Source organism: Sphingobacterium siyangense (assembly GCF_007830445.1).
Classification (GTDB): Bacteria; Bacteroidota; Bacteroidia; order Sphingobacteriales; family Sphingobacteriaceae; genus Sphingobacterium; species Sphingobacterium siyangense.
This window is the reverse complement of sequence record NZ_VLKR01000022.1, coordinates 11,938-35,470: the sequence shown is the minus strand read 5'-3', so window position 1 is coordinate 35,470 and position 23,533 is coordinate 11,938. Positions and strand designations below refer to the sequence as shown.

The window sequence follows — 23,533 nt, the reverse complement described above, 5'->3', positions numbered from 1 at the left end:
CTAGTCTTGCATCACTAGCTGATCGACCAGCCGGAAGTTTTCATCGTCAAAACAGACTATTTTGACTTGCGTAAGTGTTGTATCCGCCATCAGAAACTGCGTAATGACGCGGATGGATATTTGAGCCGCTAGTTCTTTCGGGAATCTGTAAATCCCTGTACTGATATTGGGAAAGGCTATCGAACGGCAACCATTTTCTACAGCTAATCTGAGTGCATTATAATAGCAGCTTTCTAATTTTTCAATTTCGTGATTTTTCCCTCCATTCCACACAGGGCCAACTGTATGAATTACATATTTAGCGGCTAGCTTGCCTGCAGTTGTAATGACGGCTTCGCCGACCTTGCAGCCTCCTTGTTTAGCCACAATGTTACGGCACCCTTCCAGAATTTCCGGCCCACCGGCGCGATGAATAGCGCCATCTACACCTCCACCTCCAAGTAACGACGTGTTGGCAGCATTTACAATAACATCGACTGTAATTTTTGTTATATCGCCCTTTACTACGGTTATTTTATCGGTATTATGTGACATAAGATTAATCTTAATTCAAAGATATGAAAAATAAAATAGCAGGTCTAACCAGTGTATTAGGGGGATAGCTATTGAAGTTAATGTCTCAGATAAAAAGTGAAATAAAATATTGTGTAGTCAAATATCTACACTTATATTTGTAGTCAAATAACTACATAATAAGGAGCGGTCGGTAAAAGACCCCGCATATTTTAGGAAATAAGAATAAGACCAAGTGTTGAAGATAAGAGAGGTGACTATTAATGTGAAGTAATTAACAATATAATAAGTAAATCATAGCATTATGAAAAGGAATAGGATAATTTATTGGATAGCGACCGTATGGTTGGCTGTAGGATTATTGTCAACTGCTATCATACAGATTTTTAAAATTCAAACGGAAGGAGCAGGCGGGATACAAAATATGACTCATTTGGGATATCCGAGTTATATACTTCCTTTACTTGGAATTTGGAAGCTTTTAGCCGTGGCTGCCTTGCTTTGGCCCAAAAGACCTCTTTGGAAAGAATGGGCATATGCGGGTATTTTCTTTACCGCTACTGGTGCTTTGTATTCACATATTGCATTGGGAGATTCTTTCGCTTTAATGGCTCCGGCACTATTATATATTATTCTAATTGCTACTTCTTGGTATTTCAGACCAGCCGATAGGAAATTCGATTGGAAATCGTGTTGAAATCTGTGGTGAATTTAATGAGTTACCCGAAAATATGCACTGGATTACCGACTCATCAGGAACAGTATTTAATGCTTTAACCTTTACTCTTCAGATGAAATATAGTGATTTCTGGTAGTATCCCAACTCGGCTTGGATAATCCAGATAACCGAATCCAACATTTACGTACAGTGCCTGATGCTTTTCACGGTACAGGCCGGCCCATTCACGGTAAGCATATTTCACTGGACTCCACTGATAATTCGGGTTGTTATAACCGAATTGTCCCCCATGTGTGTGTCCACTGAAAGTGACGTCGATTGTGGGATATTTGGATATGATCTCCGCGCGCCAATGGGAGGGATCGTGTGAAAGCATAAAGTTGATGGGCGAAGATTTATCTACTTTAGACATGGCCAGATCGATATTCCCATAATTTTTGGGATTATTTGCTCCCCAATTTTCGACGCCTATAATGGTAATCTTTTCGTTATTCAGTATCAGTTCTTTCGATTCATTGAGAAGTAGTTGCCAGCCTAGTTGTTGATGAATGGATTTGAGATTTGAAAGATTTTGTTCCTTGGTCAAGTTCATTTGATCAAAGAAATGATATCTGTTAAAATGATACTCTCCATAATCGTGGTTTCCAAGTATAGAGAATGTGCCTAATGGAGCCTTCACTTTATCAAATATGGATAAATAGTCCTCCATTTCGGCAGCAAAATCATTGACTAGATCCCCTGTAAAAAAGATGATGTCAGGCTTCTGTGCTAACAAGAGGTCGATCCCTTTTTTTACAGCAGTTGAATTAAATAGACTACCTGCATGTATATCGGAAATTTGCGCTATAGTAATTCCTTCAAATGATTTCGGTAAATTAGGTAAGATTAAATCGAGGTGGTTAACCTGGTACTTATATAAATTGAAGGCAAATCCACGTGTAAGTGCAACGATGGGAACACTGGCTAGCAGAAGGCCGCTTTTGACTATAAAATCTGATCTTTTTATAGGCGGTAAATTTCCAGCCTGGTTCGGCGAAGATTTAGTTTTTTTAAAACCTTTTTTGATTATTTTGAAAGTATATACAATGGTATCAATACCGATAAAGAAAAGACAGATTATCTTACCCAATAGCAACGAAAGCGGAAAAAATACGAAACAGGCAGATTCAAAACTAGTCCATTTAAAAAATAAATTAAGAAATATGCACAGATAGGAAAGTATACTGACAGACCACCAGACTATGTTTAGTAGCTTTGGATTGGATTTCCAAATTGACAATGTCCGAATTCTTAAGAAGATTAAAAGATCTAAAAAAATGAATAGCATTAAAATTTTTAGATAAGCATAGAACTGTTGGAGCATATTCGAAGTCTAACTAATTTGGATCAGGCATATTTGGAATGAATAATTGGATTACAAAACCTAAAATAGGTGTTTTTTTTCGTAATCATAATTTCAGTGTTAAATTATTTTCATAGATAAAGACTATTACGCTTTGGAGCCTATAACCTCCTATTGCTTTGTGGCATATTATTGACGAATGTGATGTCACAGATGTAGGGTAGAAGTTTTAAATTTGTCCCCTATTTGCAACGGATTGTACGCTATTAAAGAAATTTTAAATAACATGGGAAAACGAAAAGAAAATTCGACAAATAGGATTAATGAACAATATATTATTGAATGTGATTTAGCATATGCTGTATGCAAGATCGGCGGCCGATGGAAGCTGCTGATACTTGCTAAATTGCAGCATGGAAAGTTGCGGTTTGGTGAAATTAAACAATTGATTACAGGGATTACAGATCGCATGCTCACCTTGCAGCTCAAAGAATTGGAAAAGCAAGGACTGGTTAAAAGGATTGCTTATGCAGAAGTGCCCCCCCCGAGTGGAATATCAATTGACTGAGATTGCGGCAGAACTTATCCCTATTTGGTGTCAGTTGGAAAAATGGGGCGCCAAGCATAAAATGATAACATAACGGCAACGTTGTTTTCTGTAATTTTTTATCAATACCTAAATCAAAAAAGATGATTATGGGCGCAATGGAAATTCACACTATGATTGTTTCTTAAAGATTTTTATTTCAGAAAATCGACCTTGTTTTAGATCCCAGGTATATTCGAAGGCAATGGAATAGCCTAAAGATCTAATTTTCCACACTTGGTCTTTTTCATGGCCAACTATATAGTGTAAGAACCCTGACATTGCATTTTTTCCAATTTCTTCAATATCTTGATTAAAGGGGATAATGCTATTTGAAAATGAAAATAGCCGCTGTGCAGCTTCATCGGGTTGTAGCATATTGTTTTTTAAAGTTTGTGTCAATTGTATATTTTCATCGGAAGATAAATGTAATTCCTGCCAGCTCGCATCCAAACCGTTTCCTTTTTCTATATCCTTGAGTATTTCATTTTGAACCTTTATAAAACGGGGCTGATTTTTTAGGTAAAACGCCGATAATCGCTTATCAATAGTATCTTGCCATTCTTGAGGACTGACTTGCTGTATATCTGTTGATGAATAGCTGTTCCAGCGTATTTCATCCATTTCTTGATAAAGTTTCTCTAATTCATTGGTTGGCTTCTGAATTACGAACGGGAACTGAAGTCGTAAATATTCCGCTTTATTGGGCAGCGTATATTCCGAATGATCGATAACCATAGTTTGTAGATCCAGGTTAAACCTAAGCATATAAAGCCTATTTACTAGCCAAATTTGCCAAATATCCTCTTTTAACTGTTTAGCGAATGCTTGATTTCCAAAGGTATAAGCTATTGTGGCTTCGTTTGTTCCTGTATTCGATTGCTGATAAATCACAGGTTGAATAATTCCACTGATAAGTCGGCCTATTTCAATAGGCCGATAACATTGCAGCAAGGTTACTGTCGTGAATTGTGGGGTTCCCAACATTTTCGATAGCTCCGCAGGAGGCTCGCTATCAAAAATAAATGCATTAAGTACTGATGGCGGAGCCTGTATTTTTTTTAAATATTTTTTGCGCAATCGTGTTAAGTCAGCATGCTCTTTGTGAGCATACGCAACGATTGGTTTAAATAATGCATTTTGTTGTTCTTTCGTTAAGGTTGAATCTGTTATTTTGCCTCCTAATTCAGTGATAAATTTCAAAAATTCCTTTTGCGTCCTTTCCTTTTGATTCCTCAGTTCGCGATCAAAAATCTGGCCCGTACAAGTGAGCGCCATCAATAATAAAAGAACTGTTGACAGCGCTATTTTCGAATATATCATGTGCTGATGGATTTTATCTTAATGTTAGCGTACAAAGATCGTCTTTTTACTTAACATGCATATCATATAAAATGTTTATGCTTTTTCTATCATTTTACGCTTCCCTTTTTAGATCCATTGCAATATATTGTTCATAATCAATTAAAGATCTTACTGGAGTTGCTAACCCTTGTAGAAGCTCCAGATACGTTTTTGCCACATTTGCCCAAACTGTTTGTTCACCATAACTACGCGCTTTGAAACGATGCCAGGCTAGTAATCGATGTGATTGGTACAGCATTTTAATATTAGCACGCATTGCGGCGATATCGTTGAATGGACTCAGGATACCACGTTCGTCTTTCAATAAATCTTTTGCATGCCAGTATGGTGTCGAAATAACAGCTGCACCTGCACCCACAGCAAAGGATAAGGTACCACTGCTGATTTGCTGTTCGTGTGGATAAGGAGACAGATAAATATCACAGGCTGTTAAATACTCCTTAAGCTCCTCGTCCGTTAAGAATTTATCGATAAAAACAACCCTGTCCTGTAAACCAAGCTGATCGACTAAATTTTGGAGTTCAAAACGGTAAGATTCCCCTTCATGGGCCAGAACATTTGGATGTGTTTTTCCGATGATCAGGTATTTGAATCCTGGGAGCTCAACTTCCGACAAGGATTGAATGGCATATTCCAATCCTTTACTTCTTCCGATGAGACCAAAAGTCATCATTACAAAATTGTGTTGAAGGTTTAATCTGTATTTGGCAAGCCCCTGATTGTAATCAAAATGTGGTACGCCATGTGGTATCACTTTAATCTTATCTGTAAGGGTGGAGTCGAATTGCTCCTCTAATAATTCGATACCTTTGGGCGATAAACTAACAACTGCCTGAGATTTCTTCAACAATAGCTCGGTGATTTCCTTCTGCTGCAATGATGGGGTTTGAAGAATGGTATGAAACACGGTTAGCAGGGGTATCTTTAGATTATTGGCAATTTGTGTTATGAAAATGCCATCGGCTCCTCCAAATATTCCAAATTCATGTTGAATAATGCAATAATCATATTCCTCATTAATAATACGAGTTGCCTGATGATAACTATCGAGTCGATCCCTGTATATGACAAATCGAGTCGATGGGTCAAAATCTTCCGAACCGAGTTTAGATACAGCGACAATATCGATTTGAACATTCGGATCGAGCTCCATTCCCTGTTTGAGATCTTTGGTAAATGTTGCTAGCCCACATTCTTGTGGGGGACAAGTGCTTATGATTGCTATTTTTTTCATATGACTTAATCCTCCTTTACATCATTTTGTACGTCTTCAACTGGAAGATCTAGAATCGCCATTAACAATAAATAGTAGCCCTTCTCTAGACCCATTTTTTCCGCTTTTTTATCGATATTTTCCATATTCAGTACCTTGTTTGAGTTTAAATTCTTTTACTATTGTTGGATCAAAAGTTATACCCAAAGTAGGTTGAAAAGCTTTAACCGTAGTTTTTGAAAGGAAATAACGTAGCTTAAGTGAGATAGTTCCAAAAAAAACAGGTCGATTACGTATTTATAGCGCTAAAGAACCTGATTTATTTTTCGACCTTCTCTTTTTTGCTTCGAGGGACAGGTGGTTTTACGTCAACTGCAGTGGCGGAACTTTTACTTTGAACATCCTTTAGCTTAAGAGACTTACTTTCGATATCGTTGTGGTCTGTATCCGCTTGTTTGGTAACTGGCTTTTTTGTTGTATCAGCATTTCTATTTGCTGTACTTTTGGCGGGTACTGTGATTTTTTCTGCAGTATCATTTAGCGTAGGATCAACGGCCGGCTGATCAAGATCTTTCTTGGGGGAAGCCTTAGTCTTACTATCGGTCTTTTTAAGTTCTCGATGGTTTAATTTCTTAATTTTCTTCTTTTTGATACCCTTGCTTAATAATTTAGCTGCTTTTTCTATGCGAGAGTTGAGTTTTTTGTCACTTAAATAATCTTTTAGGTACGGTAGTGAATCTTTTAGGTTAATGACAATGTCATTTCGAAAGACTTTTTTAGGGGATGTTTCTGCCATGATCGAATGCTTTATATATATGGTTATATAAATATAATATTAATTTAATGTTATTTAACCTGTTTATGAAAGATTTTAACGTGAATAGCGCCATTGACCTGCAAGACAGGAGGAATAAAGGATTCCTTCCAGACTGGACTTGTTAAATTATACTATTAAATTTTTCTGAGAAGTTCTCAAACAATTAAAAAGCTTCTTTGGTTGTCTATTTTAGTTAGAAGGACAATTTCATGAAAATAGCCACCTATAATATTAATGGCATCAACGCACGTCTTCCTGTGTTGTTACGTTGGTTAGCAGAAGAATCGCCTGATGTCGTATGTCTGCAGGAGTTGAAATCTCCGCAGGAACGTTTTCCATTGCAAGAAATTAATGACATCGGATATCATGCGGTTTGGCATGGTCAGAAAAGTTGGAACGGAGTTGCGGTACTTTCCAAATATGAGATCGAAGAAGTAGCTAGAGCACTTCCAGGCGATCCCGAAGATGTACAAAGTCGTTATTTGGAGGTTATGGTCCAGCAAGTCGTGATTTGCGGTCTTTATCTGCCCAATGGCAACCCATTTCCGGGGCCCAAATTTGACTATAAGTTGAAGTGGATTGAGCGTTTAGCAAAACGGGCCAAAACGCTGCTTAGTATGGATGTTCCAGCGATACTCATTGGGGATTTTAACATTATTCCAACAGAAATGGATACGTATAAACCTGAAAAATATGTCAACGATGCATTGTTTAGGAAGGAGGTGAAGGAGGCTTTCAGTCAGCTTCTTGAAGAGGGCTGGCAGGATTCTATTCGTCAGCTTTTCCCAGATCAGCAGGTTTATACGTTCTGGGATTACTTTCGCCAGGCTTACAGTCGAAATGCTGGTTTACGTATCGACCATATCTTATTGAGCCCTTCAATTCAGGATCGTTTAATTGAAGGCGGAATTGATCGCGATGTTCGCGGATGGGAGAAGAGTAGCGATCATGCGCCTACATGGATTCGATTACGAAATATCAGCATGAATGGCTAAGAAGATAAATACCAGTGCGGGATTGTTATTGTATAAATTTCAGGCCTTAGAAATTTATTTTTTCTTAGTACATCCTGGGGGACCCTATTTTACTAAAAAAGATGAAGGCTCGTGGACAATCCCTAAAGGGGAAATCGATTTGAACGAAGATGAACTTGATGCGGCCAAAAGAGAGTTTATTGAAGAGACAGGCTATCTTCCCCGTGGAAATTTTATTGCGCTAAATGCTATTCAACAAAAAGGAGGCAAAATAGTTAAGTGCTGGGCAATTGAAGGAGATATAGATCCTGCTAGACTTGTAAGCAATACCTTTGAAATGGAATGGCCGCCGAAATCAGGGAAAATGCAAACTTATCCTGAAATAGACCGTGGCGATTGGTTTACATTTACGGAAGCCAGGAAGAAAATAAACGAACGACAGATTTCTTTTCTGGAGCAAGTTATTGCTCATGGGAAATGAATGCTTATTTCACACAAGTTTATTCTGCAAACGCTACCTAGCAGATTTCATTGCTTTAACTTTTGTTGTATTTTCATCCGCTACAAATTTCCGATAAATAGCTGTTTCCATTCCGCATAAGGCGACCTTGCCTTCACTATTACTATGAATCCCATACCCATATGTCTTTGTAAGAGGGGAGGCGCGCAGGCATGCTTGTCCTTTAGAGAAAAAAACTGTTCTTGCTTCGGGATATTCGTCTGGCGTTAGGTTCCTTCTTTCCGCATAGACTTGGAAAATAATATCGTCAGATGTATACTGATAAGGCGCTGCGGCGATCAATTCATATTGTCTTTCAGCTATGGTTTTATGGCGTTTTGATGGTGGAATAGTACCCTTAACTACTTTGGTATCTCTTGCAGCTTCAATTAAAGTATTGAAGTAATTTGTCGAATGGTTTTTCATAATTTTTATTTTTCTTTAATCAAAAGGCATGTAATGATAGAAACAAAAATAATAGAATATCTTGCGATCTGATAGTGGATCGCAAGATATCTTATGAATTACCGATTATTGTTGCTGTTCTATATTACAGCGCTGCTTTTATAGCGGCTAGGCAATCGGACTGATATTTCATGATATTATCTTTATCCGAAGCAGAGATTTTTCCTTCAACAAGATTTTTTTCAATCTCATTTTTTATATCCAATATCGATTTTTCTTTATCCAATGCTTTTTCTGCAGTTTCTGCATTGATACGGTCTACCCAGGTTTTGCCTAGCTTTGTATAAAGCTCTTTAGCTTTAGCATTGGAGAGTACTGGGGCAGTCACTGAAGCAATTGCTGCATTGGCCGCGGCTTTATCTGAATAAACGACTGCTTCCGCATCTTTTGTTGCAGCATCTTCTGAGGTTTTCATGGCCTCTTCATTAGCGTCAGCTGCTTTTTCCTCCGCATTTTCCATGTGCTCGGTTGCTTTTTCTTGTGGTGTTTGATTGTTACATGAAACTAGAATTGCTGCAGTCGCTAATGAAGCGAATAATGTTTTGTTTGAAATCATAATATTATTTATTTAGTGACAATGTTTAAATGACAAGATTTACTGATGAATAGTTTTACTAACTAAAGATTAACATCCTATCTTTGCGTAAATATTACGGAAAATGTGGTTTATACGTGTTTTGTTGTAATTAGTTCATTATGAGTTTTGTGGCGTTTTGCTTCAGGACTTCTTAATCTATTAGCCAATAATATAAAACCGTATAAAAATTTCGCCGATCGCTTAAATTCTTTCGAATTCTTTATATGACGTTATTTATACTTTAATTGAGTAATATCCAAGATAATCCAAACAAAGTCGTAAAAAGTATTGTTAATTAAATACAGACTGCTTGTCCGGTCATGAAGAAAGTTTTAAAAGCTAGGCACCTTTCCAACCTAGCTTTTTTATTTTTCACCGAATAGCCAATTAATAGGCTTCAATACCAGCCATCCAGATTACTCAGATTCTGAATAATTATTGGACAATCGTTTGATCCGCTTTTAGTAGTTATTTTTTTCTATATTAGCCTTAGATATGACATGTTTGAAGAGGGGTGCTAGATTTTATTATGCGTGGCAAATTATCTCTTTCGAGAATTTCCTGTTATTAGTAAATTAAAAGATTAAAAACTAGCAAAATATGCGTCAACTGGAGTGCCACGAAGAAGAAATCCAACTATGCGGTAAAATCCAATATTTCGGTTTCCTTTGTATTTTTGATGAGAGTGGGTGTATTGCCGCAAGTGAAAACCTATCTGCATTGCTCGATATTCCTATGAGGGGAATCTTAGGGAGATCGATCGAGCAGCTATTGCCTTTGATATCGTCCGAACCGGAGTTGAATCTCAAAGAAATAGAAAAACAGATCACAGGGGAGATATTTACACGTTTTGTAGAACGTATCCGTATCAAAAATGTAGATTATTATCTAAGCATTTACCGGTATGATGAGAAAACATATCTTGAAATTGAGATTTGTAGTGAGAATCAATTAAAAGCGACTCGTTTATTCTATTATGCGAAATACCTTGAAGAGCGTCATGGTAATGCTTGGCAATCATTGACTGTACTGATCCGCCAGATTATTGGTTTTGATCGTGTCATGGTATACCGTTTTGAAGAGGACAATAGCGGACAGGTAATTGCAGAGTCCATTGCAGACGGGATGACCTCATTGATGGGGTACCGTTATCCAGAATTTGATATTCCGGCACAAGCACGCGCGCTATATGTTAAATTCCCTGCACGCCATGTAGCAGATATTGAGGCACCAACTATTGCTATACAAGGCCTGGAGGCAAGTGAAGTAGACCTGACTCGTTGTAGCCTCAGAGCGTTGTCTCCCGTGCATTTACAGTATCTTAAGAATGCGGGTGCACGTGCCAGTGCCAGTTTTTCTATCGTTATCGAGGGAAGACTCTGGGGACTTGTGGCCTGCCAGAATAGTCTACCTTTGAATGTGGACCTTGCCCAACGTCACTTATGCGCCTTCTTAACGCAGTACGCTATAAATTATTACCTTTCAGAATATCAAAGGGAAAGTCTTGTCGCCCAGACTATTATGGGGGTTATGGAACGTGACCTGAAGTCTGAATTATTGGTGAACAATGATATCGGAATGGTGCTTGAACGCTTCGCTCCGCAAATTTTGGAAATAGTTGAGGCAGACGGATTGGTAATCAAACATGACCGTGGTTCCAAAACTTGGGGTGAAGTACCGACAGAATTAGAGCAACGACAGATTGATCTGTATATAGAAAAACAGGGCGAGAGTGACTTATTTTTCACATCAAATTTTGTTCCTGATAGGGCCCACTCAGCACAATCGCTCATATTTCCTGGTATTTTACGGATAAATATTCTTCCCAGCAATAAATGGTACATCTATTTATTCCGGAAAGAGCACGTATATGAAGATGTGTGGGCAGGGAGACCGGAAAAAATATATCATTACGATCCCGAAAGGGAAATAGAGTTTCCGTCACCCAGGACATCATTTGAAGCCTGGCGTGAAACGATGAAAGGCAAGTCTATTAAATGGAAAAAAACGGAGCTTTCCTTCATTGAAAAAGTTGCACAAATAACCCAACAGGCTATTGCGCAACGGGGCGGGGAGATTGCTCAGCTCAATAAGGAGCTCGTAAGATCAAACAATGCCTTAGATACGTTTGGCTATACATTGACTCATGATCTTAAAAACCCTCTTTCTTCCATAAAGCTTGCTGCACAGATGATGTTGATGAAAGATGATCTTCCGAAAGAGATGTTGCGAAAAATGGCAACGAATATCATCGATGCGACTGGACTGATAACAGAAATGATGGATAAGGTTTATCAACTCACACAGTCTAATTATGTAGCATTCAAAACAGAACTGATCGATCCTCGAAACAAAATTCTTAATATTCTCGAAAGTTGCAAGCAGCAGTTTGACAGTACAAGTTTGGAATTTGTCTTAGGGGAGACCTGGCCCATTCTCGGGGAAAGAACACTGTTATATCAGCTGTTTTTAAATCTGATCGGCAACGCGGTAAAATATAGCAGTAAAAAAGATCAACCAAGGGTGGAAGTTTATAGTGAAAAACACGGCCATTCAGTTTACTATTATATTAAAGACAATGGCATTGGAATGGATATTCAGGATGACAGTAATATATTTGACATTTTTAAACGGCTGTCAAATTCGCAGGGCTTTGAAGGATCGGGGATTGGACTTTCCATCGTCAAACGTATAGCGGATCGTCTTGATGCCAAGGTTACTGTAGAAAGCAATCTCAGCGTGGGTACAACGTTCTGTGTTAAATTTAGAGGTTGATAGATAATGATGTAATTTACAAATCCATTATGGTATCTAAACCACGTTTTAATCCTTTAAAGGTACCCATTTTGGTAAGGGCAATCTTAATGCCATTCAGATAGGGTGCTACACCAGTTCCAGCTTCATGTTTGATGATTAATTTTTCATCTTCCATACCAAAGATTGTTTCTACACCTAATACATAACCCGGCAGTCTTATCGCATGCACTTGAATACCATTGATATCACCACCACGAGTCTCTTTGTTTCCGAGGGTATCCTTTATGGGTACTTCAACCTTCGGCGTTTTAATTTTGGAAAGACTATAGGCTAATTCTGCGACTGTGCCGCTTGGTGAGTCCACCTTTCTTTGGGATGCATAATCTATAATTTCAAATTGATCAATATATTGAGCAGCAGTCTCCGCAAATTTTTTCAACAAAACAGTGGTGATCGAAAAATTACCGGCGGCGAGTACGGATACCGCGCTTTCTTTCGCATGCTCTTCAATTTCCTCATAATCCTGATTTGAGAGCCCTGAAGTCCCAATAAGGACATGCCTACTTTTATCTATCGCATTCAGGATGTTCTTCTTGGCAATAAGTGGACTGGTAAAGTCAATTAAAATATCAAAATCAATATCCCCCATTGCATTTTCTATTGTATCAAATAGGGGAATCGGAGACGTTTTTATCTTTAGAATCTCAGCGAGATTTTCTCCTGCATAAGAGCGTGAAAGCCCGCCAACCAATTTATAGTTTGTATCGTCGATTATATTTTTACTCAATTCTTTACCGACCCAGCCTGTTGCTCCTGCAATAAACACCTTTTTCATCATTGTTTTTTTAACTATTAATAACTGTAAATAAGCTGTTTTTGTTTCGATAATCACCTAAATGAGGTAATACTTACTTTTATTTTACACAAACAAGAAGGATCTTTAATTTGTTGTTATGAGTAAAGTGTGTTCAATTTTTTAACTATTTGTCCATGATTATGACCGAAAAACAACTTCTACAAATGCTTATCCGAGTTCAGGATGAGTTATGCATTACCATTTCCATCAATACCCATCGCACACATCCTGATAACTTAAGCGACCGAATAAAGATTAAAAATTTTATCGGAGAAGCGATTGATAGACTAACGGATAAGTATGATAAGAGGGTCGTTGCTGGCCTTATCAAACAATTGGAACAGATAGCGCATGAACTCGATATTAATTATAATCTCGAAAGTCTGCATATCTTCGTTTCAGATACGGTCGCAGAAGTTTTCAAGTCATCATGGGAGACCAACCAAGAAGGTGTCCATATTAGCAATACATTTGCTGTACGCCCTTTGGTTAAGGAGATTGGCCGTCAGACCAGTTATCTTGTGATGTTGCTTTCGCAAAGCGGTGTTCATCTTTTTCGTGCTTTGAACGGTCGTATTGTTGAGGATATCAGTAGTGAAGAGTTTCCAATTGCCGAAAATCAATTTTACAATACATTTCCCGATAAAAGTAGCGATGCTAAACATCTTGATGACCTCTTAAGGGAATATCTTAATCGGGTAGACAAAGCGCTTCTGCGTTATATTGGGGACACAAAGAGTGTAACACTCGTGTTTTGCACGGAGAATAATTATAGTAAGCTCTTACAGGTTGCGGATAGACCTTCTATCTATTATGGATACTTACCAATAGATTACAATAACATTGAAACACATCAGTTAGAGAGCCGTGCCTGGAATTTTATGAAACAGGAACTGGTACGAAAAAATGAAGACTACTTCAAAGAGCTGGAAGAAGCTGTGGGCAAAGGTTTAGTGATCACTGATCTGCAAGAAATTTATCGTGCATGTCAAGATGGCCGTGGGGATATCCTGGTCGTTCAAGAGAGCTTCCATCAAGCCGTAAAGATTCTTTCAGATCAGGATATAGCTATCGTAGACAATCCTATCGGATTGGATACGGTCGACGATATTAGCAGCCTATTGGCCCTATTGATCGATGAAAGGGGCGGACAAACCATATACGTTCCCCAGATACCGAATGAGGAATTGCAACCTATTGCCCTTAAGATTAGGTACTAGCCTAGATTAAGTGTACAATGGTAATTAAGATGGTTATTATTCATTGCTGGGTTAATTGTCAATCGAACTACGTCGCTCGTTCATTTTCATCGTACTGAATCGCGATTTCGACGAAAAAGAAGACAAGACAATCATTCCCGCTCGGAGACTAATAAACTAGTATTTATATTTGAAGAGTAAATCGGTAATGAAACTTACAATACATGGTAGCAGAGACGATCGAATGAGGCGCTCGAAGAACATGTGAACCTTGATTAATTTTTATGGAAAATTAATTTTAAATGCATCGTTTAGATAAGTGGTCCGATAGTACATTCTTTATCCCGAAAAAAAATATACCTATTTTATAAAGTAATCGATCAATTTGATTGTGCAAAAGCCTCTCGATTTTCCAAAAATCAGAGGCTTTGTTTTTAGTCTCAGGTCAACGGTAATCTTTAAAATAATAAGGCCAATTCTGTGGAAAAGGCCTTGTTATTTAAATTGTTCAATCTAGGTGAGTTTTAATCATTTCCATGATCCTCTGTCGCAAATGAAAATTTAACTGATTTTTGCGGATAAGCCTCCATACTCTTACGGCTTGTATTTTTGATAATGGTTTTGATACTAACGCGATCGCCCAATTTATAGTAAGTTTCTACGGTCTGATAATCCAGTAGGTAGGGACCACAAAAGTAGTTCCCATTATCATCTTTTTCGATGATTCCCTGATAAAGCCCTGTTCTTGTCTCTTTTGGCATGTTAATTTAATTTGAAGAACAAAGGTAGCAAGAGTATTTGGAGAAAATGATATTAAAGATGAAATTAGGGACATTTTATTAAAATCTGAAAAGACAGCTCCCTTAGGCCGTTCTATATATAGCGGATTGAATGCTAAGATGATTTGATTGTTGAGACGACCAGAAGTTAGGATGGAATAATTTGATAAGGTTCCGATGATATAAAGAAAACGATGGAGCAAGAGGAGGTCAATTGATCCCGTCTTGTTCCATCGTTTTCTTTATATGATTAAAAACGATCGTTTATTTGCTTTTTACACAACGTATACCGACTTGATTATTTTGATGTATGTCTACGATTGAAACACCAGTCGCTGTTAATATTAATGCTGGCTTAGCGTTACCTTGAACTGTTGAACTTGCCCAATAAACACCTAAAGCACCTGTAGGAATGTTGTTATTTCCCGAAGAAGAACGAACAAAATCGTTGTCTGGTAGGAACATATAATTGTCTTTATTTGTGGTTGGTACAGTAGATGTCCCGAGGAACCAACCTGTTTGACCATTATAACTACCTCTAGCGATACCCATATTGATCAATGACTGATATTCCGTTTGTGTAGCTGTTCGCCACCCAGTGCCTAAAGCGCCTTCACAGTATGTTGCAGATCCATTTCCTCCATAAACACTTCCCTTTATATATTGAGCGGATGCAATTGTGATGGGTGCGGTGCCCATCAAGTTAGCCGAACTCCAATAGTAATTTGAGTTTGGTACGTCGATTGCCCCCTTGGGCACCAAGCGAAGCTTTAAACTATATTTTACACCTTTTTGTAAGCTTAAATTCGATAAATCTATTGTTCCTGAGCGGACGCCATTTTGTGTGGAGTTTAGGGATACTGTTCCAAAATTTACTTTACCAACCGTCGTTCCTTCTGTAATAATCAGCGCTGCATTGCTCGTCCATGCGAGACCTGTACCACTAAAAGTGACATTACGTGCCGTCGATGAACCACCTTGGGTGAAAAGCCCGTCAGCCAATTTAACCGAAGCCGTTCCATAATTAGGGGAGATTGTACTACTAGTCATGGCGGTGATATTGCCAACTACATTGGCGGAAGTACTTTCTAGCGTAGCCTGTACCTGTGTAAATAGGTGACTTAAGATAAGATCTACGGCCAGTGTTTGGTTAGCGATTACAGTAACCGGTAACTTTTTCCATAAGATGTCGGTATCTGCGCCAGTTACGTTAAATGTAATGTTCGCCAACGCTTGATTAAAATTGATCGAAGGAAAAGTTTGACCATTTGCAACGGCGATAGCAACGAACGTGTAAGACCCTGCAGGAAGCGATAGATTCCAATTTGTACCGCTAGTCGAATAAGTTAATACCCCTGTATCTTTAACATAATTTCCCGTTGCATTGTAAACTGCAATAGCATATTTTGCTCCGCTACCTAGTGAGACGGGGGCTGTTGCCATTTTAAGCCCTGTTGATGCACGCAATACGTTGGATGAAGTAGCGGGCTCCGGTGTCAAAGTGGCCAGTACCGAAAGTTCACTATTAAGTGGAACAATGACCTCCTGGGTGTTCGAGAGTGTGTTATTTAAACTTTTGTTGTTCGATAATTTTAATTGGGGCTCCGTATCTTCATCAGCAAAGGAGGTTCCACTCATTTTTACGCTCACATTCCCTTCTGTCTCGACAGCCGTGTTGCTTTCATTTTTGCTACATGACGTGGAAAATATAATGAGGAGGATGAGCAATTGAATAAATTGATTTTTCATTTTTCTTTTTTTTGGTTAATTGATCGTCAATGGGGAGACTACCACCATCCGTCACTTTTGCTTTGAGTCTGTGATTCCTCGTTGTCCCAGGTCTGCTTTACATCTCCGGAAGTGTGCGCATTTGAACCTGCCGCAATACCATTTTCTAATAAAACGACAGTCATTTGAATCTGAGGTACCTGGTAGGGCAGTTTGCCAGTTGCAGATTTAAAAAGTTTCTTGTTCATAACAATGTATTTTATAAGTTGAAATATTTTATAGTTCTTTCGCTAGCCTAATGGCTTATTTCGTGGGCTAGTGAATTAGTCTAAGATGATATGGCATGCTTAAATTCTGTTGTAAAAGACGCGCTTTATTGCCTTACTTGGTAACTTCTAAGCGGTATATAGCATGTTTATGCTATATTTCAAGTTGGATATAACAGGAATATGCGAGGTTTGTAGCTGAATACCTACACACTTGTAAAACAGATTATTATGATTGTTTTAAATAATTATATTTGTCTTACTAGGTTAATTAAACCAGCCATATTTATGAAGACCACTAGCCATGCTGTTATCTTAGATGACCAGAAAATAGTTGCTTTTTCCTTCGCACTCTTGTTGAAGCGTGAATGTGGAATTGAATTGGTCCAATCTTTTAGCCAAGGATCTGAATTCCTTCAGTTTTTACGTGCTTTTGGAAAGCAGGAACTGTTTATTTTTTTGGATTACTATCTTCCAAATGAAAATGGACTTTCGTTGTTGACCGAGATCAGGCGTATAAATGGAGACGCAAAGGTTATTTTTTTGACGGGAGCAACAGCTCCTGCCGTGATATCGAGTATTCTTCAATACCGTCCAGAAGCTGTGTTAAGTAAATCTTGTGAATTAAGTGAAGTATTTGCCTGCTTTGAGGCCATAAAGAAAAAAGAACTATATATATGTAGTGAATTTGAGCGTATTTTATCTACATATGATAAAAAAATTAAAACATTTACACCGAGAGAGATCGAAGTATTACAATACTTTTCGGAGGGCTATAGCGTCGCTGAAACCGCTTCAAGAACCTTTTTGAGTCCACATACAGTTGTTACACATCGTAGGAAAATGATGGCAAAAGCTGAGTGTCAAACCATAGGACAAATGCTTAAATATGCCCGTGAGCATAATCTAATTTAAAACTATAGTGATGGGGAAACAGCATAATGCATCCTTAGCGATTGCTATTGATAAAAGCGCACTAATATCGTGCGCTTGTTGGAATGGATGATACGAAGAGGGGAGGATTTTGCAATTAAAACCGGTAACCTATGGATAATGCGGTGCGGATACCGGCAAATGGTCTGCTAGTGCTGAGTGTTACACCATCAGCATTTAATTCTTTTTTGATCTTCATGAGATTACTGTCAAATTCCTCTAGTTGTCTCTTTACTTCGCGTTGCTCGTCCGTATTTAATGGGTTTTCCCCTCGAACTTACCATTGTTGAAGCCATAACTGGGACCGACAATGCGCCAGTCTAAATAGATATTTTGTCCAAGCTTCCATTGGTTAGCAACAGCCACACCTCCGTTAAAAGCATTTAAGACGCCCGATATGGGTACTTCGCTGTGATAATTTGATTCGTCGACGGTAATCTTTGTGGGTACACTGTAATTGACGTATTTGAAAAAGGGTGTGACATAGAGACCAAAGATTTAATTCGATAAGATTTGATTTTTCTTGCGCTTTTAATCCAGCGATCGTACATATCCCAAGTTTAAGCACCGCAAGGTAGCGCAATTTCATTGCAGTTTTTCTAAAATTCAGGTAGCAAAGACATTGGATTATATGATTTAAGAGAAATCTAAGACATCGATATTTTGACCTAAATCCGTAAAACTGGTAGATATTTCAGTAATATATATATTGGTGTTATCATCCCGTATAACGAAATTTGTGAAGGGCTTTGATTGGAAAAAATGATCAGGCCCAAAACTTTTAAACTTAATCACATGAAATCATTATTGTCTTTGCCCTTAACGCTAATCATACTTTTCTTATGCGGGGATATTGTTCGTGGACAAGATAAGGAGTCTATGGTACGTATTGCTGAAATTGAGGTTTATGTTGAATACCTCGAAGAATACAAGACCATTTTAAAAGAAGAGGCTGCTGCATCTGTCGCGCTCGAAGAAGGTGTTGTTGCGATTTTTCCAATGTTCAAAAAAGATAATCCGACACAGATACGTATCTTGGAAATCTATCGGGACAAGCAAGCTTACCTTGCCCATTTGAAAACAGCACACTTTTTAAAGTATAAGTCTACTACGCTCCATATGGTGAAATTATTGAAGCTCATTGATATGGACGTATTAGATCCAAATACAGCAAAACTTATGTTTACAAAAATGAAAGAATAGGTGCGGAGCTAAATGGGGATTTGACGATCAGTAACATGTAGGATTTAGCGCATATCGGGTTTTAAATTATGTACTGAGGGAGCGCACTCCCTCAGTACAATTAATAAATTAAAGTTTGTTGCCTTCTAAAGTGCTTATACTTTTAGCAGGTATTGTTAAAGAATAGACCCCTGAGCTATTCGGATTTACGGTGCCAACGTTCTCCCAATGGCCCGAACTGCTTGCGGTTGTTTGGTAATTATTCAATGCGCCGCTTGCAAAACCTGTAAGGTTGATATCCAATGGAACTGCTGCGGTTCCCGTGTTGGTGACAACTAAGACAAACTTACCTGTTTGTGGATCTTTGTAAGCCGAAATCAATAAGCCATTTCCATTTTGAACCCCTACATTGATTCGCATATAACCTGCTTTGATGAATCTGGAATAATGTCCCATCACATCGTACGTTTTTGGAAATTCCAATGAACCATCACTCTTTGTACAAATAAGCGCCTCATTATTTTGAAATGCCAGCATACCTAGCCAAAACACATAAGCATTGGCGTTACAATCCGCAAGAAGCTTGTGCATATTAACCGCCAGTTTCAAGCCTCCTTCAATACCATTGTCATAATTGCCGCCATCATCGGAAGCTTCTGTCACCCACATTGGTTTACCTCCAATACTAAAATTCCACATGGAAGGACTCTGGTTAAACCCACGTTGACCAGTGATGATGCCACTTATCTCTACATAGCCATGCCCGGCGAGGATGTCGACTTTGCTTCTGTCCATGCCCGAAAGGAAATTATCGGCAGTTCCCCAGGCCGCATTCTCAGAAGATATGATCTTGGTGGATTGAAGACCCGCACTGTTTAATTCGGGACGGAGGTTGTTGGTAATAAACTGCCCCAGATGTGAAGAGTCCCAATAAGAAGCATCCCAGTCTGAAAAGACATTTTCAGGCTCATTTGAAGGAGAAATAGCATTGATTGTAATCCCCTCGTTCTGAAACGATTTTACAAATCCCGTCAGATAGCGAGCAAAAGCTGTTGAAGAAGTATTAAAATTAAGTCCATTAAACCATTTCGCGGAAATACTGCTCGTATTGGTCTTCATGTATAATGGCGGAGTCCAAGTACTTGCCATAACGAAGGGAACTTCATAGCGTTCTTTCGCTTTCTTGATGATCCAGACCTGCCCAAGTTGTTCTTTTTCGTCTGCTGTCAAATTCTGATATGTTGCGCTATTGGGATCCACGTCAATCGAAACTCCTGCCGGTTTAATGGTGACGACCTTGGTCTGTTGGTTAAAAGGGTAGGTATGAAGTACCTTACCACGAAGGATATTCAATTTCAACCCACTGCCTCCCCATAAATAATCCAGGATACTATCTCTTTTTGCGGATTCAAAGAATGGAACAATCCGACCTCCGAATGCTCCAAATCCATCAATCTTTTGATAGGTTTGATCCCAATTCAATGTTGCAATTGTAGCTCCTGCTTGCGCGGATACTGCAGCTTTTTTGTTAAGTTGTGCCTCTTGACTCTCAAGAGTCAATGAATTTTTTTGGCAACTAAAAATAGAAAATGTGGAAACTACGGCCAAAACAGTATAAAGTCTGCTCCAGCGACTGGTTAATTTTAACATAACTTAGTTTTTAAGATTTGTGAATGAATCATTAATTTAATTGTGCCTGGTTTTCTAGGCGGTTCTCATCGTCGTTGTTTTGTTTGCCTCCTTTCTTTGGTTAAAAAAATAAACATTCACCGATTTCCACATTGGTTAGTTTCCGAAAATTAATAATATTTTGGGAGAATTTATTATTACTTCTATTATTTTAATTTTATTTTTTATTCATTTAAAAATTAATACATATTTTTTTAATGATGACTTAATTTTACCCCTTCTTTTCAGCCGAAGATGAAGATCAAGCTTGTCATTGATTATGCATTAAAAACTGATGTCTGATGGTATTTTCAAGTTTACCCACCATGTGTTGATCAACTGTATCGTTGACAATAATGATGATGCCATAATCGTCTGTAGGATACAGCACACATAAGGTATTGTAGCCTATTTTAGTATTCCCATCGTGATAGAAATAGCGGGCACCACGTTCATCACGATTGATCATCCAACCTAGCCCCATACCAAATCCATCGTCTTTTCCATAAGTCAGTTGATGTGTTAGAAGAAGGGCTTTATCGTTTAATTTGAGATTGGCTTCGATGTAGGTCAACATATCATTGATCGTTGAATTCATTGTAGGACCAAAGTAAAATCCCCTCAAATTGGCAAATGGAACAGGCTGTCCTTTATTATCATGGCCCTGCACAATGTCGTTTTTTTGCAACTCATTCAAGTAGGGGACTGTATGGTACATACCAAGATGTCCCTTCAGATATGCGCTGATAAGATGTTCATAGGAATTCTTATAGCTATTTTCCAACAGCGCAATAAGTACCATTACAGCCATGCTATTGTAACTGAATTTTGTACCTGGAATACTGTCCAACTTGACTTTCCTCAGGTCGTCAAATAGGTTGTCACGACTATAATTTCCAAGGTAGTCTACCTGTTCTGGAATAGCGAGCCCCTTTAAACTATCGACAACTTTTTTAGAAAGTAATCTGAAAGTCTTTGGAAGTGCTGAAGTATGATTTGCAAGATGCTTAACAAGGATTCCATGGCCGTTGTATTGCAAATTGGGAAAGTTTCCGGGCAAGTATTTACGGATATCATCATCGAGGTTGATTTTCTTCTCAATGACCGCTTGTGCAAGTAAAGCGGCTACAAACGTTTTCGCTACCGATCCAATGTTGTAATAGTTATTGGCGTTTGGTAACTTTTCTTTACTGTAGTAGTAGGTTGTTTTGGACCCTTTATTGTAGATTCAAATAGACACGCTAAACGTGTTGTTGTTGGAAAGATAATCGACAACACAACGGTTTACAATCGTATCAAGTTGAGTTTTTAGTTTATGGTCCTTTTTGATGGGTTCAAGATACTGTCCTTTTGATGGAAGGCTATTGATGAGCAACAAGGTGCTCAAAAGGATTGATAAGGGGTTGGATAGTAAATTCATAAACAGGTTTATCATTCTTGAAGTTTGAATTTATTGTCGTTAGTTGGAAAGGCCTTCAGGTTACCTACAAACCCGAGGCGGGGGGATCAGCTATTTATAATGGATCAGCAATTATAATAAAGTATTACTGAAAGCTACGAATTGTTAATTTAAATACGACAAAGTTGAGTTTAAAAGGGACGACACTTCTTAATGAGGTATTGTCCCTTTTATTGGATGTAAATTCAGAATAATTTATTGTAAATATGCTTGTTATGGTAGCGTTGTTAAATTTATTGAAGGCGCTGTGCCAGAACCTGGTTGTGTGAACTTCGTTCCGGGATTTACGACGGTATTGAAAAAACCGCCATTTTTCAGGAAGAAGCTATTTCCGGCTATTCCGCCAATTGCGTCTATACGCTGGTTGTTTGAATAGGTCGCATCGACTGTAAAGGTACTTTCCACAACTTTCAGCCAAGTTCCAGTAGCTGTACGAACCCATTGATTACTATATTCTGCAGAACGGCCAAGGAAGCCATTGTCGGCATTGAAATTTTCGAGGAAGCTATGAAAGCCCGTTAAATAGGTATTTGTTTTGGGACGTTTCCAGCTTGCAATGAGTATCCAATTATTGGTCGAAGGATCATTAAACCATGCCGTAAAATCAGTACTTCCATTGTTATCAGGTTCTCCCTTTAATAAAAATTTATAGGTAGTGGCGGCAGTCCAGTTATACTTGAGGTAGCTTTGTCCACCAGAACCTTCACCACCAAACTCACCTGTTGTCGTATTTGTCCCTTTTCTATTTAATGTGATGCGATCCTCTGCTGGTATTTGGGACGGGTTATCGGTGCTATATGGACTCCAAACAGAAAATAGTATTCTGCGCTCTGTCGCTGAATTGACCTGCATACCGAAATATCCTTGGCCGAACCCATTTGCCATAAAGTAAGAACCTATTTTATCTTCTCCGGCAGGCACTTTCACCTCGCTATAATAATAGGATACTTGCTGATTTGTTGGAATGGTATAACTCAAATGGCAGGATGGGCCCCGTCGCGACCAATAGTAAGTATTATCAACATTATTGTCACTATAAATCACAGTGCCATTTGTTGCCGAACTATCTAAAATCAAGTGTGATACATCTGCAAAATAACCACCTGACTTGGTCACACCTTGAAGATCCATTTTTATGTATCCCGCTGTATTTAGCGAATAGGTACCAACCGTGTAATCCTGTAATGTTCCACCCTTAAGTTTGATTTGTTTGCTTACACCGTTGATTGTTAACTTCACCGTACTACTATCGCCTGAAGGTAGCACTTTAGCCCTTATTTTAACACGTAAAGCGCCCGCTTGGGGGACCTTAGCATAGGTACTGATCACGCTATTGGCATTGGTCCAGTTTGCCAATCCATTGCTATTGATGACTTCTACTGCACCGGAAGGTGCCGAAGTAACAAAAGCATTGCCACCTAAGGGAACTTCGTATCCGCTTACACCAGGGGATGCGGCCCGTAGCGATAATTTCTCTTCTAAATTTGTTTGTACCTCGCTTTTTTGGCAAGAAAGAAAGCTTGCCAATACTGTACAGAGCAGTAGCGTAATTTTGGAATATCTCATAATTTAAATTTAATTGTTCACCCTAATTTTATAAATACAATTAAATTAAACGAAAACTATACAATGCAATCGTTTGTGTGAATTGCTTTTGTAACAAAAGAGATACTTTA

Annotated in this window: 24 protein-coding genes; 9 read left to right on the top strand and 15 right to left on the bottom strand. The window is 38.4% G+C overall.

Annotation, left to right across the window (positions count from 1 at the left end; genetic code table 11):
- Window positions 1–534 (bottom strand): O-acetyl-ADP-ribose deacetylase, encoded by a 534-nt coding sequence (locus tag IQ31_RS18375; RefSeq protein WP_088161462.1) that lies wholly within the window; start codon window positions 532–534, stop codon window positions 1–3.
- A gap of 283 nt (window positions 535–817) precedes the next feature.
- Here IQ31_RS18375 and IQ31_RS18370 point away from each other — a divergent pair, with 283 nt between their 5' ends.
- A complete protein-coding gene (locus IQ31_RS18370; protein WP_244294529.1) occupies window positions 818–1,210 on the top strand; it encodes a DoxX family protein in 393 nt (130 codons plus the stop codon).
- A 76-nt stretch (window positions 1,211–1,286) separates the two neighbouring features.
- Here IQ31_RS18370 and IQ31_RS18365 read toward each other — a convergent pair whose 3' ends face one another.
- Window positions 1,287–2,471, bottom strand: a complete 1,185-nt coding sequence (locus IQ31_RS18365) for a metallophosphoesterase (RefSeq protein WP_158638912.1) — start codon at window positions 2,469–2,471, stop codon at window positions 1,287–1,289.
- Between the two features lie 349 nt (window positions 2,472–2,820).
- Here IQ31_RS18365 and IQ31_RS18360 point away from each other — a divergent pair, with 349 nt between their 5' ends.
- Complete coding sequence (locus IQ31_RS18360; RefSeq protein WP_244294528.1) at window positions 2,821–3,102, top strand: winged helix-turn-helix transcriptional regulator; 282 nt, start codon at window positions 2,821–2,823, stop codon at window positions 3,100–3,102.
- Window positions 3,062–3,175, top strand: coding sequence for a winged helix-turn-helix transcriptional regulator (locus IQ31_RS28255; protein ID WP_425304065.1), 114 nt, complete (start codon window positions 3,062–3,064; stop codon window positions 3,173–3,175). Before IQ31_RS18360 ends, IQ31_RS28255 begins: the two co-directional genes overlap by 41 nt.
- Before the next feature lie 77 nt (window positions 3,176–3,252).
- Here IQ31_RS28255 and IQ31_RS18355 read toward each other — a convergent pair whose 3' ends face one another.
- From IQ31_RS18355 to IQ31_RS18345, 3 genes are all read right to left on the bottom strand, one after another.
- Complete coding sequence (locus IQ31_RS18355; RefSeq protein WP_145329089.1) at window positions 3,253–4,443, bottom strand: hypothetical protein; 1,191 nt, start codon at window positions 4,441–4,443, stop codon at window positions 3,253–3,255.
- Between the two features lie 94 nt (window positions 4,444–4,537).
- The gene (locus tag IQ31_RS18350) at window positions 4,538–5,719 is read right to left on the bottom strand and encodes a glycosyltransferase (RefSeq protein ID WP_145329087.1); all 1,182 of its coding nucleotides are present in this window, start codon (window positions 5,717–5,719) and stop codon (window positions 4,538–4,540) included.
- 298 nt (window positions 5,720–6,017) lie between these two features.
- On the bottom strand, window positions 6,018–6,494 hold the full coding sequence (locus IQ31_RS18345; protein ID WP_145329085.1) for a hypothetical protein: 477 nt from the start codon (window positions 6,492–6,494) through the stop codon (window positions 6,018–6,020).
- Window positions 6,495–6,724: 230 nt separating this feature from the next.
- Here IQ31_RS18345 and xth point away from each other — a divergent pair, with 230 nt between their 5' ends.
- Together xth and IQ31_RS18335 are read left to right on the top strand one after the other, a co-directional pair.
- A complete protein-coding gene (gene xth / locus IQ31_RS18340) occupies window positions 6,725–7,510 on the top strand; it encodes an exodeoxyribonuclease III (protein ID WP_145329083.1) in 786 nt (261 codons plus the stop codon).
- Entirely contained in the window at window positions 7,503–7,970 is a 468-nt protein-coding gene (locus IQ31_RS18335) for an NUDIX hydrolase (RefSeq protein WP_088161470.1), read from the top strand. The genes xth and IQ31_RS18335 overlap by 8 nt, the downstream gene beginning before the upstream one ends.
- Window positions 7,971–8,003: 33 nt before the next feature.
- On the opposite strand, the gene IQ31_RS18330 is transcribed toward IQ31_RS18335, so the two are convergent.
- Complete coding sequence (locus IQ31_RS18330; RefSeq protein ID WP_145329081.1) at window positions 8,004–8,414, bottom strand: DUF6157 family protein; 411 nt, start codon at window positions 8,412–8,414, stop codon at window positions 8,004–8,006.
- A gap of 124 nt (window positions 8,415–8,538) precedes the next feature.
- A complete protein-coding gene (locus IQ31_RS18325) occupies window positions 8,539–9,009 on the bottom strand; it encodes a hypothetical protein (RefSeq protein WP_088161472.1) in 471 nt (156 codons plus the stop codon).
- 621 nt (window positions 9,010–9,630) lie between these two features.
- Between IQ31_RS18325 and IQ31_RS18320 the strand changes: the two genes are divergently transcribed.
- A complete protein-coding gene (locus tag IQ31_RS18320; RefSeq protein ID WP_088161473.1) occupies window positions 9,631–11,805 on the top strand; it encodes an ATP-binding protein in 2,175 nt (724 codons plus the stop codon).
- 16 nt (window positions 11,806–11,821) lie between these two features.
- Here the strand turns inward: IQ31_RS18320 and dapB are convergent, their stop codons facing one another.
- Window positions 11,822–12,625 (bottom strand): 4-hydroxy-tetrahydrodipicolinate reductase, encoded by an 804-nt coding sequence (gene dapB / locus IQ31_RS18315; RefSeq protein WP_145329080.1) that lies wholly within the window; start codon window positions 12,623–12,625, stop codon window positions 11,822–11,824.
- A gap of 152 nt (window positions 12,626–12,777) precedes the next feature.
- On the opposite strand from dapB, the gene IQ31_RS18310 reads away from it, so the two are divergent.
- Window positions 12,778–13,863 carry a baeRF3 domain-containing protein gene (locus IQ31_RS18310; protein ID WP_145329078.1) on the top strand — a complete coding sequence of 362 codons (1,086 nt, stop codon included), beginning with the start codon at window positions 12,778–12,780 and terminating at the stop codon, window positions 13,861–13,863.
- A gap of 503 nt (window positions 13,864–14,366) precedes the next feature.
- Here the strand turns inward: IQ31_RS18310 and IQ31_RS18305 are convergent.
- The 3 genes from IQ31_RS18305 to IQ31_RS18295 all read right to left on the bottom strand — a co-directional run bounded on the left by IQ31_RS18305 (window position 14,367) and on the right by IQ31_RS18295 (window position 16,597).
- Window positions 14,367–14,603 carry a hypothetical protein gene (locus IQ31_RS18305; RefSeq protein ID WP_075992529.1) on the bottom strand — a complete coding sequence of 79 codons (237 nt, stop codon included), beginning with the start codon at window positions 14,601–14,603 and terminating at the stop codon, window positions 14,367–14,369.
- Between the two features lie 282 nt (window positions 14,604–14,885).
- Window positions 14,886–16,370 carry a hypothetical protein gene (locus IQ31_RS18300; RefSeq protein ID WP_145329076.1) on the bottom strand — a complete coding sequence of 495 codons (1,485 nt, stop codon included), beginning with the start codon at window positions 16,368–16,370 and terminating at the stop codon, window positions 14,886–14,888.
- Window positions 16,371–16,408: 38 nt separating this feature from the next.
- On the bottom strand, window positions 16,409–16,597 hold the full coding sequence (locus IQ31_RS18295) for a hypothetical protein (protein WP_075992531.1): 189 nt from the start codon (window positions 16,595–16,597) through the stop codon (window positions 16,409–16,411).
- A gap of 306 nt (window positions 16,598–16,903) precedes the next feature.
- On the opposite strand from IQ31_RS18295, the gene IQ31_RS18290 reads away from it, so the two are divergent.
- The gene (locus IQ31_RS18290; protein ID WP_158638910.1) at window positions 16,904–17,530 is read left to right on the top strand and encodes a response regulator transcription factor; all 627 of its coding nucleotides are present in this window, start codon (window positions 16,904–16,906) and stop codon (window positions 17,528–17,530) included.
- A gap of 813 nt (window positions 17,531–18,343) precedes the next feature.
- Window positions 18,344–18,751 (top strand): putative quinol monooxygenase, encoded by a 408-nt coding sequence (locus IQ31_RS18285; RefSeq protein ID WP_145329074.1) that lies wholly within the window; start codon window positions 18,344–18,346, stop codon window positions 18,749–18,751.
- A 108-nt stretch (window positions 18,752–18,859) separates the two neighbouring features.
- Here the strand turns inward: IQ31_RS18285 and IQ31_RS18280 are convergent, their stop codons facing one another.
- The 4 genes from IQ31_RS18280 to IQ31_RS18265 all read right to left on the bottom strand — a co-directional run bounded on the left by IQ31_RS18280 (window position 18,860) and on the right by IQ31_RS18265 (window position 23,423).
- Window positions 18,860–20,380 carry a glycoside hydrolase gene (locus tag IQ31_RS18280; protein ID WP_145329072.1) on the bottom strand — a complete coding sequence of 507 codons (1,521 nt, stop codon included), beginning with the start codon at window positions 20,378–20,380 and terminating at the stop codon, window positions 18,860–18,862.
- A gap of 289 nt (window positions 20,381–20,669) precedes the next feature.
- On the bottom strand, window positions 20,670–21,626 hold the full coding sequence (locus IQ31_RS18275; RefSeq protein WP_145329070.1) for a serine hydrolase domain-containing protein: 957 nt from the start codon (window positions 21,624–21,626) through the stop codon (window positions 20,670–20,672).
- The gene (locus IQ31_RS18270) at window positions 21,627–21,818 is read right to left on the bottom strand and encodes a hypothetical protein (RefSeq protein ID WP_145329068.1); all 192 of its coding nucleotides are present in this window, start codon (window positions 21,816–21,818) and stop codon (window positions 21,627–21,629) included.
- A 252-nt stretch (window positions 21,819–22,070) separates the two neighbouring features.
- Complete coding sequence (locus IQ31_RS18265; RefSeq protein WP_088161480.1) at window positions 22,071–23,423, bottom strand: DUF3472 domain-containing protein; 1,353 nt, start codon at window positions 23,421–23,423, stop codon at window positions 22,071–22,073.
- Between the last annotated feature and the right edge of the window lie 110 nt (window positions 23,424–23,533).

Bases quoted from the DNA above. Each gene is read 5' to 3' on its own strand.
- IQ31_RS18375 (WP_088161462.1), bottom strand. From the start codon at position 534: ATGTCACATAATACCGATAAAATAACCGTAGTAAAGGGCGATATAACA.
- IQ31_RS18370 (WP_244294529.1), top strand. From the start codon at position 818: ATGAAAAGGAATAGGATAATTTATTGGATAGCGACCGTATGGTTGGCT.
- IQ31_RS18360 (WP_244294528.1), top strand. From the start codon at position 2,821: ATGGGAAAACGAAAAGAAAATTCGACAAATAGGATTAATGAACAATAT.
- IQ31_RS28255 (WP_425304065.1), top strand. From the start codon at position 3,062: ATGCAGAAGTGCCCCCCCCGAGTGGAATATCAATTGACTGAGATTGCG.
- IQ31_RS18355 (WP_145329089.1), bottom strand. From the start codon at position 4,443: ATGATATATTCGAAAATAGCGCTGTCAACAGTTCTTTTATTATTGATG.
- IQ31_RS18350 (WP_145329087.1), bottom strand. From the start codon at position 5,719: ATGAAAAAAATAGCAATCATAAGCACTTGTCCCCCACAAGAATGTGGG.
- IQ31_RS18345 (WP_145329085.1), bottom strand. From the start codon at position 6,494: ATGGCAGAAACATCCCCTAAAAAAGTCTTTCGAAATGACATTGTCATT.
- xth (WP_145329083.1), top strand. From the start codon at position 6,725: ATGAAAATAGCCACCTATAATATTAATGGCATCAACGCACGTCTTCCT.
- IQ31_RS18335 (WP_088161470.1), top strand. From the start codon at position 7,503: ATGGCTAAGAAGATAAATACCAGTGCGGGATTGTTATTGTATAAATTT.
- IQ31_RS18330 (WP_145329081.1), bottom strand. From the start codon at position 8,414: ATGAAAAACCATTCGACAAATTACTTCAATACTTTAATTGAAGCTGCA.
- IQ31_RS18325 (WP_088161472.1), bottom strand. From the start codon at position 9,009: ATGATTTCAAACAAAACATTATTCGCTTCATTAGCGACTGCAGCAATT.
- IQ31_RS18320 (WP_088161473.1), top strand. From the start codon at position 9,631: ATGCGTCAACTGGAGTGCCACGAAGAAGAAATCCAACTATGCGGTAAA.
- dapB (WP_145329080.1), bottom strand. From the start codon at position 12,625: ATGATGAAAAAGGTGTTTATTGCAGGAGCAACAGGCTGGGTCGGTAAA.
- IQ31_RS18310 (WP_145329078.1), top strand. From the start codon at position 12,778: ATGATTATGACCGAAAAACAACTTCTACAAATGCTTATCCGAGTTCAG.
- IQ31_RS18305 (WP_075992529.1), bottom strand. From the start codon at position 14,603: ATGCCAAAAGAGACAAGAACAGGGCTTTATCAGGGAATCATCGAAAAA.
- IQ31_RS18300 (WP_145329076.1), bottom strand. From the start codon at position 16,370: ATGAAAAATCAATTTATTCAATTGCTCATCCTCCTCATTATATTTTCC.
- IQ31_RS18295 (WP_075992531.1), bottom strand. From the start codon at position 16,597: ATGAACAAGAAACTTTTTAAATCTGCAACTGGCAAACTGCCCTACCAG.
- IQ31_RS18290 (WP_158638910.1), top strand. From the start codon at position 16,904: ATGAAGACCACTAGCCATGCTGTTATCTTAGATGACCAGAAAATAGTT.
- IQ31_RS18285 (WP_145329074.1), top strand. From the start codon at position 18,344: ATGAAATCATTATTGTCTTTGCCCTTAACGCTAATCATACTTTTCTTA.
- IQ31_RS18280 (WP_145329072.1), bottom strand. From the start codon at position 20,380: ATGTTAAAATTAACCAGTCGCTGGAGCAGACTTTATACTGTTTTGGCC.
- IQ31_RS18270 (WP_145329068.1), bottom strand. From the start codon at position 21,818: ATGAATTTACTATCCAACCCCTTATCAATCCTTTTGAGCACCTTGTTG.
- IQ31_RS18265 (WP_088161480.1), bottom strand. From the start codon at position 23,423: ATGAGATATTCCAAAATTACGCTACTGCTCTGTACAGTATTGGCAAGC.